The organism is Advenella mandrilli (assembly GCF_016595155.1).
Classification (GTDB): Bacteria; Pseudomonadota; Gammaproteobacteria; order Burkholderiales; family Burkholderiaceae_B; genus Advenella; species Advenella mandrilli.
In genome coordinates this window covers 121,270-137,743 of the sequence record NZ_JAENGP010000002.1, presented here as the reverse complement: position 1 = coordinate 137,743, position 16,474 = coordinate 121,270, and the positions used below count along the sequence as shown (strand labels likewise).

Genomic DNA, 16,474 nt, shown 5'->3' with positions numbered 1-16,474 from the left:
GCTAATGGGGTGTGGTGTCGATAATGCCAAGATGGTTGGCGACATTGCGCTCCAGGAAAAACTGCCGTGAGGGCAGTTCATTAACGCGGGTGCGATTGATAATCATGGTGCTGCTGCCGCCCCCATCCAGGTTCAGGGCATTGTTTACGTCCAGCTTTTTAAACAGGCGTGCCAGCTGATTCAGGGTGTATCCCTGAAAATCGGTTTTGCGGCCTTCCACTACGACCAGATATAAATAGCGATGGTTGTTACTTAAGCCCACCGCCGTGCGTGGGTGTTGGCCACGGGCATTTGAATGGCAGATTTTCTGGCTACCGCGCGGGCAGATATAACGGCCATTTTTAAGGGTTTGCCAGCCCGAGATAACCGTATGCCAGGCGGGATTATGGGCGGTTTTGCGGTTGGGGGCCTCTATAAAACAGCGGTTTTCAATAGTGCAGGCCAGAAAAGAGTGGTGGATGGTGTCGTAGCTGCCGGGCCAGCGGATGCCATTACTCACATTCAGGCCCTGTGGTTTGCTCTTTTCATCGAAAAAAGCCCCGTTGATGGCAACGGTTGTTTTGTTGGGAAAGGCAAAGTTGGACGTGGTTTGACTGGACTGCTTGACGGGGGTGCCAATGATCTGGATGCCGGGACAGTGCAGGTCTACCTTGGCAATATGCACCCGGTTCTGGTCTGTCGTTTCATACTGTACGCATGGGCTGACCGGTTCATTGGCATGTACTTGGGCGGATAGCAAAAGGCCCAGTGGCAGCAAGAGGCGGAGCAGGAACACATGAAGCATGTTCAGGAAGATCGACAACGTTCTATCCGGAGTGCGCTCCATAAGGCCAGCCAGCAGCTTACTAACAGGGCCAGCCAGTAAATGGCGGTACCTATCCAGAACCGGGCATTGGATTGCTGGCCATCCAGTACGCCAAGCACTTCGGCAGTATAGGGGTTAAGGAAGATACTTTGGTTATAAAGGCCGTTTACCTTGAATTTGAAATGGGCACTGCGGTCGGGGGCCTGATCCAGTTGTGCGCTGACCAGAATGGCATTGGCGGGAAGATATTTGCGGGCTTCTTCGTAGAGGATTTGTGAAGGAATGAGATCCTGGTTTTGCGTTTCGACATAAAACCGGTCATGGTAGGCCCAAGTGTCGATATGGGTATTGTAGAAATTGGAAATGGCGTTGCAGACCAGAATGGTAAGAACCGGGATAAGCAGCAGGGCCAGATAAAAATACCAGCGACAGCGCATGCCGGCAGCGGCGCCTTTTGTTTGCCCTGAATAGGGGGTGTTCGGGGTTTGCATGTTAGTATCTGAATTGACCTTTTCCATCGTCTTGATCCTGGGTGACGTGGTGTGTCTGGTTGGGAATCCCATGCGGGAAAAACGACGTTTTGATGATCCTAAGCGTTTGAGTTTACTACCATTCAAAAAGATAAGGCAAGCAATAGCGTTGATTTTAATGGTTTTTCGCTTAAGTTCTGTCAATTTCATTGGAAATGAAATTGACTTTTTGTTACTTAACCTTGGTCGCACCCCATGCCCTGGCGGCAAGTGCATGGGGTTTATTAATGGGCGTGCTGTTAGCGGTATTGTGCCTTGGCGACCTGACGCCAGTGGTGCAAGAGGGGCTCGGTATAACCGTTAGGCTGGGTGAGCCCTTTGAAGATCAGGTCACTGGCTGCCCTGAAGGCGGGCGAGGTATCAAAGTTGCCAACCATGGGCCGGTAAGCCGGATCGCCTGCATTTTGCTTGTCAACCACGGCGGCCATGCGTTCAAGCGTGTCGCGTACCTGTTTTTCGGTCACAATGCCATGGCGCAGCCAGTTGGCAATGTGCTGGCTGGAAATGCGCAGGGTCGCCCGGTCTTCCATTAAGCCGATATCGTGGATATCGGGCACTTTGGAGCAACCAATACCCTGATCAACCCAGCGCACCACATAACCCAGGATACCCTGGGCATTGTTGTCAAGTTCTTCCTGTTTCTCGGCATCGGTCCAGTTGGTGTTTTCAGCCACGGGAATTGTCAGGATGTTATCCAGATAGTTGGTGGTGTCGCCTTCCAGACTTTTCTGGACTTCTTTGACATTGATTTGATGGTAATGTAGCGCATGCAGGGTGGCGGCGGTGGGTGAGGGTACCCAGGCGGTATTGGCGCCGGCTTTCAGGTGGCCGATTTTTTGTTCAATCATGGCGGCCATTAAGTCGGGCATGGCCCACATGCCTTTGCCGATTTGTGCCTTGCCCACCAGGCCGCAGGCCAGCCCGGTTTGTACGTTATTACGCTCGTAGGCGTCGATCCAGGCGGTTTTCCTGATGTCGCCCTTGCGGATCATGGGGCCGGCTTCCATGGACGTATGGATTTCGTCGCCGGTGCGATCAAGGAAACCGGTATTGATGAAGGCGATGCGTTCTTTGGCTTCAAAAACGCAGGCTTTCAGGTTGACACTGGTCCGGCGTTCTTCGTCCATGACACCCATTTTGATGGTGTTGGGCGCCAGGCCCAGCAGTTGCTCGGTGCGGTTAAACAGTTTGTTGGCGAAAGCGACTTCGTCGGGGCCATGCATTTTGGGTTTCACGATATAGATGGAACCGGTGCGCGAGTTGCCGCCTTCTTTGCGTTTAAGGTCGTGGATGGCTGCCAGACTGGTGATGACCGCATCCATAATGCCCTCGGGCACTTCATTGCCGTTTTCATCAAGGATGGCCGGGTTGGTCATGAGGTGCCCCACATTGCGGATGAACATCATGGAGCGGCCGGAAAGTGACTGGGTTTGACCTGATTTGGCGGTAAATACACGGTCAGGGTTGAGGACCCGGGTAAAGGTTTTGCCGTTCTTGGTAATTTCTTCGGCCAGGGTACCATCCATTAAGCCCAGCCAGTTGCTGTAGGCCAGTACCTTGTCGTCGGCATCGACGGCGGCAATGGAGTCTTCGCAGTCGATAATGGAACTTAAGGCGGCTTCCAGCAGCAGGTCTTTGACACCAGCCGGGTCTTGTTTGCCGATGGGGTGGTTGCGGTCAATCTGGATTTCGAAGTGCAGGCCGTTATGGCTCAGGATGATGGCTTCAGGGTTGGCGACATCACCACGATAGCCCAGGAAGCAATCGGGATCGGACAGCCCGGTTTGGCTACCATCATTTAGGGTGGCGGTAAACGCGCCGTTGTCTGCGCTATATTGCGTGACGTCTTTATGTGAACCCTTGGCCAGGGGAATGCTTTGGTCCAGGAAGTCGCGGCCGTAGGCAATGACTTTTTCGCCACGAACCGGATTGTAGCCGCCTTCGCGGCTGGCGCCGTTTTCTTCACTGATGGCATCGGTGCCATATAGGGCGTCATACAGGCTGCCCCAGCGGGCATTGGCCGCATTCAGCGCATAGCGGACATTGGTAATGGGAACCACCAGCTGCGGGCCGCCCTGGTCGGAAATGGCATAGTCGATATTTGAGGTGCTGACCTTGAAATCGGCCGGCACGTCTTTCAGGTAACCGATTTCTTTTAAGAAGTTTTTGTAGGCATCCATGTTTTTAATGGGGCCGGGGTTTTTGCGGTACCAGCTGTCAAATTCAGCCTGGATGCGGTCGCGCTCGGCAAGCAGCGCCTTGTTTTCAGGGGCCAGGTCGTGAATCAGGGCATCAAAGCCTTTCCAGAACGCATCGGGATCGACGCCGGTTCCGGGCAGTGCGCGGGTATCAATAAATTCTTTCAGTACCGTGGCAACTTGCAAACGGTGGCATTGGATTCGGTTGGTCATGTTTGGCTCCATCATTATGATTCACGAGTATAGTTGGATAATGCGTCAATGCTATTATGACGCGATGCAGTATAAGCCTCAAGATAGTTGGGGTAAACATAGTTTTTACTTTTAGTAAAAAGCAATATTTATTTTGAGTTTATAAACGGAAGCATTGATTCATGCAAAACCTGTTCAATCATTATCCTGAAAAGGCCTTGCTGGTCGAAGGCGTGGCCGGTAGCGGGAAATCTACCCTGATTGCGGAAGAGGCCAGGCACTGTGTGCCCGGAGCCCCGACATTGTTGATGACATTCAGTCGTGCCGGACGCGATGTATTAAGTGCTTATATGCAAAAACGGGGACTGGTGTCGGCCGAACAACCCAATCTGACCATTAGCACGATTGACGGCCTGGCGCACCAGCTGTTGCGCCGTCTGGGTGATGAACGCTATGTATTGGACCGCGCTGCCGTCGTGCGGGACTTGTTGCCGCAACTGGTGGAAGAGGCCTGTGAAGCGGGTTTTGACTGGGCATTCACGGCACCGCAGATTAATGAAGAACACATGAGTGCGCTCATGGCGGACCTGGATTTTTTCCGGGCCTCGCGGGCCTGGGAGGCCGAGTCTAGCGAAGATTGCGAGTTCATTTGCGAGGGCAAGCTTCATTTTGATTACCGTTTCGTGCAACGCGTTTTTTATGCTTATGACTCATACCGTGCCCATTGGCCCGGGCCCGAGGCAGGCACGGAAAGCCTTCTGCTGGATCCTTACGTGGCGCCCGCCCAACGAACCGGGGTGTTCGGGTTCCGGCTTATTTCCGAAGCGGTGTTTGACTTGCTGGAGCGGCTGGAGTCCGACACTCTGGATGAGCGCTTTATGGGTGGCTACCGGTTTGTGTTTATTGATGAGTTTCACGATACGACCCCTTTGCAGCTGGCGTTCCTGTTCAGGATATTAAGTCCGCAGGCGCGCATTCTGGCGGTTGGCGATCGCATGCAGAATATTTTTGCCTGGCGCGGCACCGATACCGATGCGGTGTTTGATACCTATGTACAGCATTATTCGGCCCGTATTATTCATTCCCTGCAAACGTACCGTTTTGGCAATGCCCTGGCCGAGCTGGCCGGCAAGCTGACAGGCCGGTCATTGCAGTCAATGGCAAGGCATAAAACAGAGATGACAGCCGTCACGGGGACGATGGCCGATTTGCTGCCACAGATCAAGCCTGCGCGTTGGTCGCATCTGGTGGTGGTTTGCCGCAATGGGGCAGACAGGGTTAGTGCCGCCTTCGACCTGTTCAATAGTAGCGACAGCAGCCCTGCATTGGCCTATCCGTTGGTGAATACGTTTGCCGCCAGCATGCTGGTTTATTTATATTCGGTACGGTTTCCCCGGCTGGCCCCCATGGTTAAAAAAATGGATGAGGCGGTGTTGCAGTTTTTAAGCCTGCCGCATTGCTTGCTGGATGAGCAGGCCAAGCATGAAATTGCCCATAAGGCGACACCGGGCAGTTTGCGCATGTATCTGGATTTGCATTTGCGGGGTGGTTCGGTGAAAGGAGAAGCCTTTTCCGATGACATGAAAAACGCCCTGCAGTGGTGGCTTGAACAAAAAGACTCAAAAGCCGGGCTGGTGGCAGAGCTGGAAACCTTTGCCCGGATGTCGGGGGTGTTCAGCCTGGGAGCCAACCAGAACCGGGTATTGGAACAGACGGCCTGGCGCTCATGGCAGGGCTTGTTGCAGTTTTTGTCTGGCCGGCAGGCAAGTATCGAGCAATGGCCGGCCCTGTATGCCCGGCTTTTGGCAAGCTGGAAAACACGGGGTGGTATCCGGTTTTATACGGTGAGTGAAGCCAAGGGACGAGAATTTGATGAGGTACTGGTCTATAACGCCCGGCTTGGGGGGTTTAGTATCCGGGGCAATGATGATGCGATAGAACGCAACCGTTTTTATGTGGCCATTACCCGCGCGAAAAAATCGCTGTTTCTTTTAGCCGGTTAGCTGGGATTGACAGCGATTTTATGGTGTTTACCGCCCGCGTTGTGCAGGTCAGCCTTAAAGTATCGCTTTTGGGCGGATGACAGGTGGCAGTTTCACGCGGGCGGTATACATTGTCGCAAGTTGGCTGCTGACGGTTTTATTGGTCAACGAAAGCGCGTTCAACCACATAGGCACCCGGTTTAGAGGTGCTGCCTTCTGCGAAACCGCGTTCTTCCAGCATGGGTTTGAGGTCGCGTAGCAAGCCGGGGCTACCGCAAATCATGATACGGTCTTCTTCGGCATTAAGGGTGGGTATACCCAGGTCGCTGAATAGTTTTCCGTTGTTGATCAGGTTGGTAATGCGGCCTTCATTGCGGAAAGGTTCGCGGGTAACGGTAGGATAATACTTAAGCTGATTGCTGACCATTTCGCCCAGGAATTCGTTGTTGGGCAATTCGTTAATGAAATAATCGTGATAGCACAGTTCGTTAACGAAACGGACACCATGAACCAGGATGACTTCTTCAAAACGCTCATAGGTTTCAGGGTCGCGGATAATGCTCAGGTAAGGCGCCAGACCGGTACCGGTAGACAGCAAGTACAGGCGTTTGCCGGGCAAGAGATAATCTATTAGTAGCGTGCCGGTAGGTTTTCGGCCAATAATAATATTGTCGCCAACCTTGATGTGCTGCAAACGTGACGTAAGCGGGCCGTCGGGGACCTTGATACTGAGGAATTCGAGATGTTCTTCGTAGTTGGGGCTGGCAATACTGTAGGCACGCAGTAGCGGTTTGCCATTAACCGGTAAGCCAATCATGGTGAAATGGCCATTGCTGAAGCGCAGGGCCTGGTCTCGGGTAGTAGTGAAACTGAAAAGGCGATCTGTCCAGTGGTGGACACTTAATACTTTGCCTTCAAGAAAAGCAGCAGCCATAAACGATTGACCTGTTGGAGTTATTGAAAAAGAATCTGTTATTCTACAAAAGAAAGCAAAATCATTTCTTGAATATAATCAAACAATCTTCTTTTATTTAAGCAAAAAGCAGTAAATTACTACTAAATTCGTTTTTTTCAGGTTAAAACCGCCTTTTTCCAATTATTCAGTAATAAGTTTATAAACAGCTTGTCTATCGTGTGTGGCAGGGAGTCTACAAATATGGTTATGAAATCATTTTCCAGAAAAATCTGGCAATGGAGTGCTGGTTCACTGCTTGCCGTGTCGGTGTCTGCAACGGCATATGCACAGGATGTGATCCGCATTGGTGAAATTAACAGTTATAAAACCATCCCGGCCTTTTTGGAACCGTATAAGAAAGGGATCGATCTGGCCGTTGAGCAAATTAACCAGGCGGGTGGACTGAATGGCAAAAAAGTGGAGGTCCTGATTCGGGATGATGCCGGCAACCAGGGCAATGCCATTCGTGAAGCTCAGCAACTGATTACCCGTGACAAAGTTGATGTATTAACCGGCAGTTTCCTGTCCAATATCGGGCTGGCACTGGCTGACTTCGCCAAACAGAAAAAAGTGTTCTTCCTGGCCGGAGAACCCTTAACCGACAAAATCGTTTGGGAAAACGGTAACCGGTATACCTATCGCCTGCGAGACTCCACTTATATGAAGGTGGCCATGCTGATTCCCGAAGCGGTCAAGATGAACAAAAAGCGCTGGGCCCTGGTGTATCCCAACTATGAATATGGCCAGTCGGCTATCGAGTCTTTCAAGAAACTGCTGAAAGAACAGCAGCCCGATGTGGAGTTTGTGGCCGAGCAAGCCGTGACCCTGAACAAGATTGATGCAGGTAACGTGGTGCAGGCCCTGGCCGATGCCAAACCCGATGCGCTGTTTAATGTCCTGTTCAGCACCGACCTGACCAAATTTGTGCGGGCGGGTAAAACCCGCCAGTTCTTTGATGGCCTGCCAGTGGTCAGCCTGTTAACCGGCGAGCCGGAGTACCTGGACCCGCTGGGTGAAGACACGCCCAAAGGCTGGTTCGTGACCGGTTACCCCTGGTACGCCATTGACACGCCCGAACACAATGCGTTCCTGAAGGCCTACCAGGACAAGTTCAACGATTATCCGCGTGCCGGTTCCATTGTGGGTTATGCCATGATCATGTCACTGGCCGAAGGTATCAAGAAGGCCGGTTCTACCGATACCGAAGCCCTGATTGAAGCCTTCAAGGGGCTGAAAGTGCCCACGCCCTTTGGTGAAATTGAATACCGTGATATTGACAACCAGTCAACCATGGGTGCCTACGTTGGCAGGCTGGATGTTAAAGACGGCAAGGGTATCATGACTGATATCCGTTATGTGGATGGTAAAGATGTGCAGCCTTCCGACGAGGAAGTGAAAAAAATGCGTTCTGCCGAATAAACCATCATGGAAGTCTCAGGTTTAATTGTTCAGTTACTGAACGGGCTGGCGGGAACCTCATCCCTGTTTCTGGTGGCTGCCGGGCTGTCATTGATTTTCGGGGTGACCCGGATTATCAACTTCGCCCATGGTTCCCTGTATATGCTGGGCATTTATATGGCCTATTCGCTTACCTCATGGCTGGGCGGCACGGTACTGGGATTCTGGGGGGGGCTGCTGGCGGCCGGGCTGGTGGTGGCGGTACTGGGTGTGCTCATTGAAATTTTTCTGCTTAGGCGCATATACCGGGCTCCAGAGCTTTTTCAGTTGCTGGCCACTTTTGCCCTGGTACTGATTGCCAGTGATGCGGTGCATTGGTTATGGGGGCCTGAAGACTTGCTGGGCATGCAGGCACCGGGGCTGGAAGGTGCCATACCGGTGTTGGGACGCATGTTTCCAACGTATAACATTTTCCTGATTATTATTGGCCCCCTGGTCTTGCTGTTATTGTGGTGGTTGCTGAACCGTACCCGCTGGGGCACGTTTGTGCGGGCGGCGACCCAGGACAAGGAAATGCTGGGTGCGCTGGGTGTTAACCAGGCCTGGCTGTTTACCAGCGTGTTTGCACTGGGTTCTTTTCTGGCCGGTCTGGGTGGTGCGCTTGAATTGCCCAATGAACCCGCCAGCCTGGGTCTGGACATGCGTATTATTGGCGATGCCTTTGCCGTGGTGGTCGTGGGGGGCATGGGCTCCATTACCGGTGCTTTTCTGGCGGCGTTGCTGATTACCGAAATGAAAGCCATCTGTATCTGGCTGGGGACGGTACAGCTGGCGGGCCTGCAGATTGAGTTTTCCCAGCTGACCATGGTGGTTGAGTTCCTGATTATGGCACTGGTACTGGTCTTCAGGCCGTGGGGCCTGTTGGGCAAGGAACAGGCCGCTTCGCGCAATTCTGCACCTATCGAGGCACCCATTCGCCCGGCTGGCCGTTTCCTGAAAGTGGCCGCTTTCCTGGTATTGCTGTTACTGGCGGGCGTGCCGCTGCTTGAAGACGCCTTTCCTTATCTGATGATCCTGATGCAGGATGCCCTGATTGCCGTGCTGTTTGCCACCAGCCTGCATTTTATTGCCGGGCCGGCGGGCATGCATACCTTTGGTCATGCCGCTTATTTTGGCCTGGGGGCCTATGCTGCCGCGCTGCTGATGCAAAAAGCCGGTCTGCCCATCGAGGCGACCCTGTTCATTGCCCCCCTGTTTGCTGCCTTGGGCGCCCTGGTGTATGGCTGGTTCTGTGTCCGCTTAAGTGGTATTTACCTGGCCATGCTGACCCTGGCGTTTGCACAAATTACCTGGTCGGTCGTCTTCCAGTGGGACAGTTTTACCGGCGGTTCCAATGGCCTGATCGGGATCTGGCCGCCAGACTGGTTAAGCAGCCCGCAATCCTACTATTACTTTACACTTATTGTCGTTGCAGGCAGCGTACTGATCTTGCGTCGTCTGCTGTTCTCACCGTTCGGTTATGCCATGCGGGCCGGGCGCGATTCGGTATTGCGCAGTGATGCGATTGGCATTAACGTGAAACAAACCCAATGGCTGGCCTTTGTGATCGCCGGCCTGTTTGCCGGCCTGGCAGGGGTGCTGTATGTGTATTCCAAAGGCAGTGTTTCTCCTGAAGAATTGCATATCAGCAAGTCTATAGATGGCCTGGTCATGGTGTTGCTGGGGGGTGTGCAGTCTTTGCTGGGTCCCATTGTCGGCGCCTTTTCCTATACCGTACTGCATGATTATGTGGTGGGTATTACGGATTACTGGAAAGCCCTGTTCGGCCTGGTTATTCTGGTGCTGGTTTTATTGTTTCCGCAGGGTATTGCCGGGTTTTTTGCCCAGCTGGGCAGGCGTTTTCAAACCCGTCAGGCTATTGCTCCCAAAGGACAGCCATGAGTTTGTTGCAGGTTACCGATCTTCATAAAGCCTATGGCGATTTCATGGCGGTCCGGGGGGTGGATTTTAGCCTTGATCAGGGTGAAATGCTGGCCCTGATCGGCCCCAACGGGGCAGGCAAGTCAACCACTTTTAACATGATTGGCGGGCAAACCAGGGCCAATCAGGGAACGGTTTGCCTGAACGGCCAATCCATCCTGGGCATGCAGGCACGTGATATCTGGCAGCTGGGCGTGGGTCGCACCTTCCAGATTGCCGCCACTTTTGCATCGCTCACTGTGGTGGAAAATGTGCAAATGACTCTGCTGTCCTTTCACCGGAAAATGTTTTCGTTTTTCAGGCCGGCCGCCGCGCAGTACCGGGAACAGGCCTTGGCTTTGCTGGCGCAGGTCGGCATGGCCGATCAGGCTGACCGGCCCTGCAGTGAACTGGCCTATGGTGATGTGAAGCGGGTGGAGCTGGCCATGGCACTGGCCAATGAGCCGGTTTTATTGCTCATGGATGAACCCACGGCAGGCATGGCGCCCCAGGAACGTAATGAATTGATGGCCCTGACGCGCAAACTGGCCAAGCAGCGCAATATGGGTGTCCTGTTTACCGAACATAGCATGGATGTGGTGTTTGCCTATGCCGACCGGATTATTGTGCTGGCCGCGGGTTGGCTGATTGCCGAAGGCTCACCCGATGAAATCCGCAACCATCCGCAGGTCAGGGAGGTGTACCTGGGTTCGGGAATAGGCCTGGAAACATTGAAAAAAGGGTTATAACATGAATGCGATCTTGCCGGAAAAATCAACGCTGGGGGCGGGTGAGGTAGACCTGTTAACGGTTTCTGGCCTGAATGCCTGGTATGGCGGGGCACATATCCTGTTTGATGTGAACCTGACGGTAGGCCCGGGAGAAGTGGTGGCGTTAATGGGGCGCAATGGCGCCGGTAAATCAACCACCCTCAAATCCATCATGGGCCTGCTGGATCGCACCAGTGGCAAGGTGACTTTCATGGGCCAGGATATTTCACGCTGGCAACCTTACCGGATTGCCCGGCAGGGCCTGGGTTATGTACCCGAAGACCGGCGGGTGTTTTCCGACCTGAGCGTGACCGAGAATCTGGACGTGGGGCGCCAGCCCGTGCGGTATTGGCCCGATGGCCGTGAAGCCGTTGTCTGGACCCGTGAATCCCTGTTTTCCCTGTTTCCCAATCTGGGCAAGATGCTGGACCGGCCTGGTGGCAAGATGAGCGGTGGCGAGCAGCAAATGCTTAGCGTGGCCCGGACCTTAATGGGCAACCCTTTCATGGTGCTGCTGGATGAGCCCTCGGAAGGGGTGGCACCGGTGGTGGTGGAACAAATGGCCCGCATGATACTGGCCCTTAAAGAAAAAGGGCTTGGTATTTTGCTGTCTGAGCAGAACCTGCACTTTGCTGAACTGGTGTCGGATCGGGCCTATGTGCTTGAAAAGGGACAAGTCAAGTACAGTGGTTCCATACAGTCACTGATGGCAAATGAAGACGTCAAACGGGCGTATCTGACGGTTTGAACTGGTTTCAGTGTGTCTTTAGTTCACGGCAAGACGCCGTTTGATCCATCTGAGCAGGCTGCCGAGCAGGGGGAATTTCTCATACAGTTCCTCGGCGACATCCCAATAGTCGCGGTGGTAGCTGACCATGCCTTTTTCATTGAAAATCACATGGCTGGCGCCGTGAATGGTTTGCTGCATAGTCGGTTTGGGACTTTTGAAATAAAACGTGAAATCCCAGATAAGAAAGCAATGATTGTCCTGGGCAATACACTTTGAAATGGTGAATTTCGGTTTGTTTAAAGCATTAAACATATGCTCGAATATTTTCCTGATTTGCACCGGGCCCTGTATTTCATTGAAAGGGTCTTTGAAACTTGCCTCAGCGTCATAAATAGCCCCCAGCTGGTCAAGATTGCCGGGATTAAGCGTTGCGTAAAGCCCGGTAAGGCGTTTGACGGCGGCAGTGATGTCAGGGTTGGCAGGTGTCATGGCATTCTCTATTGTGCTTGAGGGATGGTTAAAGACCGGTTATTTTGCGGACAAGCCGAAAATACAGCGGGTATGGCAGGATTCTTAGCAAACGCATAAACAGCGTGAATTTTTTCGGGAAATCAATGTGGAAGCGGCCCCTCTCCCAGCCTGCAATGATATGGTCGGCGGCCTGATCGGGTGTGATCAGGGCAGGCATGGCAAAATCATTCCGGGCGGTGAGCGGTGTTTGTACAAATCCCGGATTTATCAGGCTGATCCCCAGCCCACGGTCATGCAAGTCAAGATACAGGCACTCGGCCAGATTGATCAGGGCCGCCTTGGTGGGGCCATAGGCCAGGCTTTTGGGTAAACCGCGAAAACCGGCCACGCTGCTGATCAGGCTGATATGGCCCTGGCCCTTTTCCAGCATCAGGGGAAGTAGCCGGTCCAGCAAATAAAGCAGGCCGGTCACGTTGATTTGCTGATGACGCAGCATCTCTTGCAGATCGTATTCAGGGGCGCGTAGCGGCTTGTAATGGCCGGCACAATAGCACACCAGGTCTGGGCAGCCATTGGTGTTGCACAGGGTATCAAGCGCCTGAACCAGGGTTTCGGGTTGGCTGACATCCAATGGCAAGGCCTGGCAGCCGGGGTGTTTTTCCACAAAAGCATCCAGTGCCGCACGGTTGCGTGCCGAAACAATCACGTTTGCTTTTTGGGCGGCCAGTTTTTCAGCCAGGGCCAGTCCGATGCCGCTAGAGGCACCAATCAGCCATACCCGTTTGTTTTGCCACTGGGTGATGGGTGGATTCAGGTTCATCATGATTTGTAAAATGACAACGTCACTTCGCCCAGCTTGATGCCGAATTTGCTCATGGTGGCCCGGTTCAGCATGACCCGGTCGTCCATCAGGTACATCCAGTCATCAAACTGGACAGAATAGGTTTTGCCATCCACCGGCAGTTTCAGCGTGTACTGCCAGTTGAAGGCGTTGCCCGAGATCTGCCCCTGTGCCTGGCCTTCAACATCACCTGCGGTGCCGGTATAGCGGCCATCGGCGAGTTTTTCAAGATGCCATACCCGGCGTTCTTTGGTGCCGTCAGAATAAGTGAAATGTTCATCCAGAACCCCCTTGTTACCCGTCCAGCGGCCTTCCATTTTGACAATGAAGCGTTTGACCACCTTACCGCTACGGTCCTGGAAAATGCCATGGGCCTCAAGCGGACCATTAAAATAAGTAGCCAGATCCAGGGAGGGCGTTTCGTTTTGGTAATCGGCAAGCTGTTGCCCGGTGCAGCCAACCAGGGCAAGTGCTGAAAGCAGGGCGGTAGCTGAAAATAAAATACGTTTCTTCATGGTTAAAGCTCCTGAGGTGAATGTGGTGCCTGGAAAAAACGGTAAAGTGCCCAGGCAGCCAAAGATTTAAGCAGGCAGGGCAAGCCGGCATAAACCAGGCTGAGCATTTGCAATGCCTGCGTATCCCGGATACCTGGGGTGTAACCCAGCCATTCAAGCAAAGGCAGTGTCAGGCCGGCCGCCAGTGCCAGATTGGCTTTGGTCATGAAGTTCCACCAGCCCAGATAGGCGCCTTCATGCTTGCCGCCATGGCCCAGCGCGCGGATCAGGCCGGCAAGCATGGCGCCAGGCAGGGCCAGATCGGCACCCACGGCAAAACCGGAAAATGCGCAAATGAACGCAAAATAAATGGCATCGCCCTCACCCAATGAAAGTGTCCAGATAAACACCAGAATGGATAAAAGCATGCCGCTGAGCCAGGTTTTGGCCAGGCCAATGCGACGCACGAGATATAGCCAGAAGGGCATGGACAAGGCGGCACATAGAAAATAAAGACCTAAAAACCAGGGTTCGCTGGCCAAAGGCGCACGGATGCGGTCCTGAATGAAAAAAAGCACGAGGGTGGCCGGAATGGCCGAGGCAATACCATTGAGCACGAAGACCAGCAAGAGACGCCGAAACGGTGCCTGCCTGAAGGGATGCCAGAGGGAAGTGACTTGTGTCGGGTTTAAATGATTGTGGGCCGGTTTGGTGGCCAGGCTTAAGCAGAAAAACCCCAGGCCAAGGCAATTCATGAAGCTGATCAGCATGGCCGGGTAGCCCAGCCATCCGGGAATGGCTGAGGCCAGCATGACACCGATCAGCCCGGCGCTTTCCCGTGCAGCAACAATCTTGCCACGCATGACGGCATCGCCACCCAGCCGGGCACCCCACGCCTGGTGCATGATCATCAGGAAACTGTAGACGGTATAGGTGATGAGCAGGCAGGTGGCAATCCAGATAATCAGTTTTGACCCGGAGGCGACCAGAGCGGGCGGAAACAGCAGTCCGGCCAGCCCCAGGATGAGCGTGATGGATGCCAGGCCAATAAAGGGCATGATGTTGGCATTTGACCTGTTGAACAGGCGATCGCTTAAGCGGCCCAGCAAGGGATCGGTCAGGGCATCAAACAGCCTGCTTGCCAGGAAGAGTAAACCCAGGACGGTCAGCGAAACCCCGAACTCATTGGCATAGTAATTGGGCAGCAGGATATAAAGCGGTAGTGCAATGAAGGCCAGTGGCAGCCCCAAAGTCCCGTAGCTTGCCGCCTGTGGCAGGGTAAGTTTGGCAGGTGATGTCATGGTCCGCTCAGGGCTGTTCAGTTGGCGGCCGGTTTACCCAGGGCAAGCAAGGACTGTCGCAAGGCCGGTTCCGAGGTTTTTTCAGAAAGCCAGATACCAAAGAACAGGTTCGAAAATTCAGGATCACGAATACTGCCAAGCGGGCGTCCGGATTGCATGAAAACCGCGCCTTGGCCAGGCTGGTGCAAGCCCAGTATTTTGTCACCTTCCTGGACATCAGGAAGAATTTCGGCCAGTGCCTGTTGCCATTTTTCTTCCTGTTCGGAGGTAACGCGGCCAATACGACGCATTTCTTCCAAAGAGCGTTCGGCAATCGCCTTACCCTTGAATGATCTTGAATAGGTCAGCTTAAGCGCCAGCGGGTAATCGGCGTAACGTTGTGGGTTAAAATCGGGAGCCGCCCAAAGTGACGCCTGGTAGATATTCCATCCCAGGAAACGCATGGTGGCATTGCCTACCGGCTGCAAATTGGCAGGCAGGGACACTGTCATGGCAGTTGGGGCAACAGGGCCGGCCTTGCCGGCAGCCATGGCGTTTGGCAACGTGGCGCAGCTGGTGGCAAGTGTCAGCACGGTCAATAAAGGGGTCGCGTTCATTTTTTACTCCTTGACAAGCGTCAGTTGCATGACATCAATACTGCCTTCCGTAAAGGCGGCTTCACAATAGGCCAGGTAAAATTCCCATGTCCGCATGAAGGTTTCATCAAAGCCCAATTGTTTGACCTGTGTCTGCTGATTCAGGAAGGCTTCGCGCCAGAGCCTGCATGTTTTGGCATAATCCAGGCCAAAGGCAAATTCGTTTTCCAGTTTGAGTCCGGCCTTGTGTATTTGACGGCGTAATTCGTCGGGACAGGGCAGGCAGCCGCCTGGAAAAATGTATTGTTGAATGAAGTCGGTGCCATTGATGTATCGCTCGTACAGTTCATCCTTGATCACAATGCTCTGGATGCAGGCGCGGCCACCCTGTTTGAGCAGGCGGTTGATGGACTGGAAATAAACGGGCCAGTATTCTTTGCCCACCGCCTCGACCATTTCAATGGAACAAATGGCATCGAAAGCGTCGTCGTTGATATCGCGGTAGTCTTGCAGGCGTAAATCGGACTGAGCGCTCATGCCCAGGCTGTCCATGCGTTGGCGGGCATACGCCAGCTGTTCGCTTGAAAGCGTGACGCCCGTTGGGTGTGCCTGGAATTGAACGGCGGTCATCTCGGCCAGGGCCCCCCAGCCGCAACCAATTTCAAGCAGGCGATCGCCCGGCTTCAGGTGCACCATTTCCAGTGCCCGTCTGATTTTTGCCATCTGCGCGGTTTCAAGATCTGCCTGGGGGTTAGCCTCAAACAGGGCGCTGGAGTAATTCATGCTTTTATCCAGCCATAAGGAATAAAAATCATTGCCCAGATCATAATGGGCATGAATGTTTTTGCGGCTGTTGCTGCGGGTATTGCGATTGAGCAAATGGCGAATGCGATACGCCAGCCGACCCAGCCAGTTGCCGTAAATCAGTTGGCTCAAATGCTGGCGATTTCGTACCAGCAGGGTCAGCAGGGCGGGCAGGTCCGAGGTGCTCCAGTCACCTGAAATATAGGTTTCGGCAAAACCAATGTCACCGGATTTGAAGACGGCCTGGCAAACCTGCCAGTTGTGCAGGTGCAGAACAGGAACACTCTGGTTTGCGCTTGTCTCCTGGGTACCAAAAAGCTGGGACTGGCCGTCGGGCAAGACAACAATCAATTTGCCATATTGCAAATGGCTTAACAGGCGAAAAGCGTTTTTGACACTGGCCGGTACGTTGCGGGGCAAGCTCAGGGTTTGTGGGTTGCTGGCGGTGGTGGTATTCATCGTGAATAGT

The 16,474-nt window shown here is 53.5% G+C and carries 15 protein-coding genes; 5 read left to right on the top strand and 10 right to left on the bottom strand.

Going from position 1 to position 16,474, the window contains the following annotated elements; translation table 11 throughout:
- Position 1: 1 nt before the first annotated feature.
- From JHL22_RS02240 to JHL22_RS02230, 3 genes are all read right to left on the bottom strand, one after another.
- Positions 2-802, bottom strand: a complete 801-nt coding sequence (locus JHL22_RS02240) for a phosphodiester glycosidase family protein (RefSeq protein WP_234041058.1) — start codon at positions 800-802, stop codon at positions 2-4.
- On the bottom strand, positions 787-1,323 hold the full coding sequence (locus tag JHL22_RS02235; RefSeq protein ID WP_200233373.1) for a PepSY domain-containing protein: 537 nt from the start codon (positions 1,321-1,323) through the stop codon (positions 787-789). The genes JHL22_RS02240 and JHL22_RS02235 overlap by 16 nt, the downstream gene beginning before the upstream one ends.
- Positions 1,324-1,574: 251 nt before the next feature.
- Positions 1,575-3,746, bottom strand: coding sequence for a malate synthase G (locus JHL22_RS02230; protein WP_200233371.1), 2,172 nt, complete (start codon positions 3,744-3,746; stop codon positions 1,575-1,577).
- 161 nt (positions 3,747-3,907) lie between these two features.
- On the opposite strand from JHL22_RS02230, the gene JHL22_RS02225 reads away from it, so the two are divergent.
- Positions 3,908-5,728, top strand: coding sequence for a UvrD-helicase domain-containing protein (locus JHL22_RS02225; protein WP_200233369.1), 1,821 nt, complete (start codon positions 3,908-3,910; stop codon positions 5,726-5,728).
- 136 nt (positions 5,729-5,864) lie between these two features.
- Here JHL22_RS02225 and JHL22_RS02220 read toward each other — a convergent pair whose 3' ends face one another.
- Positions 5,865-6,641 carry a ferredoxin--NADP reductase gene (locus JHL22_RS02220; RefSeq protein ID WP_200233367.1) on the bottom strand — a complete coding sequence of 259 codons (777 nt, stop codon included), beginning with the start codon at positions 6,639-6,641 and terminating at the stop codon, positions 5,865-5,867.
- Positions 6,642-6,869: 228 nt separating this feature from the next.
- On the opposite strand from JHL22_RS02220, the gene JHL22_RS02215 reads away from it, so the two are divergent.
- From JHL22_RS02215 to JHL22_RS02200, 4 genes are read left to right on the top strand one after another with little or no spacing between them, the layout of a single operon-like run.
- Positions 6,870-8,081: an ABC transporter substrate-binding protein gene (locus tag JHL22_RS02215; protein ID WP_234041076.1), complete on the top strand. Its 1,212-nt coding sequence runs from the start codon at positions 6,870-6,872 to the stop codon at positions 8,079-8,081.
- Between the two features lie 6 nt (positions 8,082-8,087).
- Positions 8,088-10,001 carry an ABC transporter permease gene (locus JHL22_RS02210; RefSeq protein ID WP_200233365.1) on the top strand — a complete coding sequence of 638 codons (1,914 nt, stop codon included), beginning with the start codon at positions 8,088-8,090 and terminating at the stop codon, positions 9,999-10,001.
- Entirely contained in the window at positions 9,998-10,768 is a 771-nt protein-coding gene (locus JHL22_RS02205) for an ABC transporter ATP-binding protein (protein ID WP_200233364.1), read from the top strand. The genes JHL22_RS02210 and JHL22_RS02205 overlap by 4 nt, the downstream gene beginning before the upstream one ends.
- Position 10,769: 1 nt before the next feature.
- Entirely contained in the window at positions 10,770-11,537 is a 768-nt protein-coding gene (locus tag JHL22_RS02200; protein ID WP_200233363.1) for an ABC transporter ATP-binding protein, read from the top strand.
- Between the two features lie 18 nt (positions 11,538-11,555).
- Here JHL22_RS02200 and JHL22_RS02195 read toward each other — a convergent pair whose 3' ends face one another.
- Genes JHL22_RS02195 through JHL22_RS02170 form a run of 6 tightly spaced genes read right to left on the bottom strand, consistent with a single transcriptional unit; the run spans position 11,556 to position 16,464 of the window.
- Complete coding sequence (locus JHL22_RS02195) at positions 11,556-12,008, bottom strand: nuclear transport factor 2 family protein (protein WP_200233362.1); 453 nt, start codon at positions 12,006-12,008, stop codon at positions 11,556-11,558.
- Positions 12,009-12,036: 28 nt separating this feature from the next.
- On the bottom strand, positions 12,037-12,810 hold the full coding sequence (locus JHL22_RS02190) for an SDR family NAD(P)-dependent oxidoreductase (RefSeq protein ID WP_200233686.1): 774 nt from the start codon (positions 12,808-12,810) through the stop codon (positions 12,037-12,039).
- Positions 12,810-13,346 carry a DUF3833 domain-containing protein gene (locus JHL22_RS02185; RefSeq protein WP_189384233.1) on the bottom strand — a complete coding sequence of 179 codons (537 nt, stop codon included), beginning with the start codon at positions 13,344-13,346 and terminating at the stop codon, positions 12,810-12,812. The genes JHL22_RS02190 and JHL22_RS02185 overlap by 1 nt, the downstream gene beginning before the upstream one ends.
- 2 nt (positions 13,347-13,348) lie before the next feature.
- A complete protein-coding gene (locus tag JHL22_RS02180; RefSeq protein WP_200233361.1) occupies positions 13,349-14,626 on the bottom strand; it encodes an MFS transporter in 1,278 nt (425 codons plus the stop codon).
- Positions 14,627-14,643: 17 nt separating this feature from the next.
- Complete coding sequence (locus JHL22_RS02175; protein WP_234041057.1) at positions 14,644-15,222, bottom strand: chalcone isomerase family protein; 579 nt, start codon at positions 15,220-15,222, stop codon at positions 14,644-14,646.
- A 3-nt stretch (positions 15,223-15,225) separates the two neighbouring features.
- Positions 15,226-16,464: an SAM-dependent methyltransferase gene (locus JHL22_RS02170; RefSeq protein ID WP_200233359.1), complete on the bottom strand. Its 1,239-nt coding sequence runs from the start codon at positions 16,462-16,464 to the stop codon at positions 15,226-15,228.
- Between the last annotated feature and the right edge of the window lie 10 nt (positions 16,465-16,474).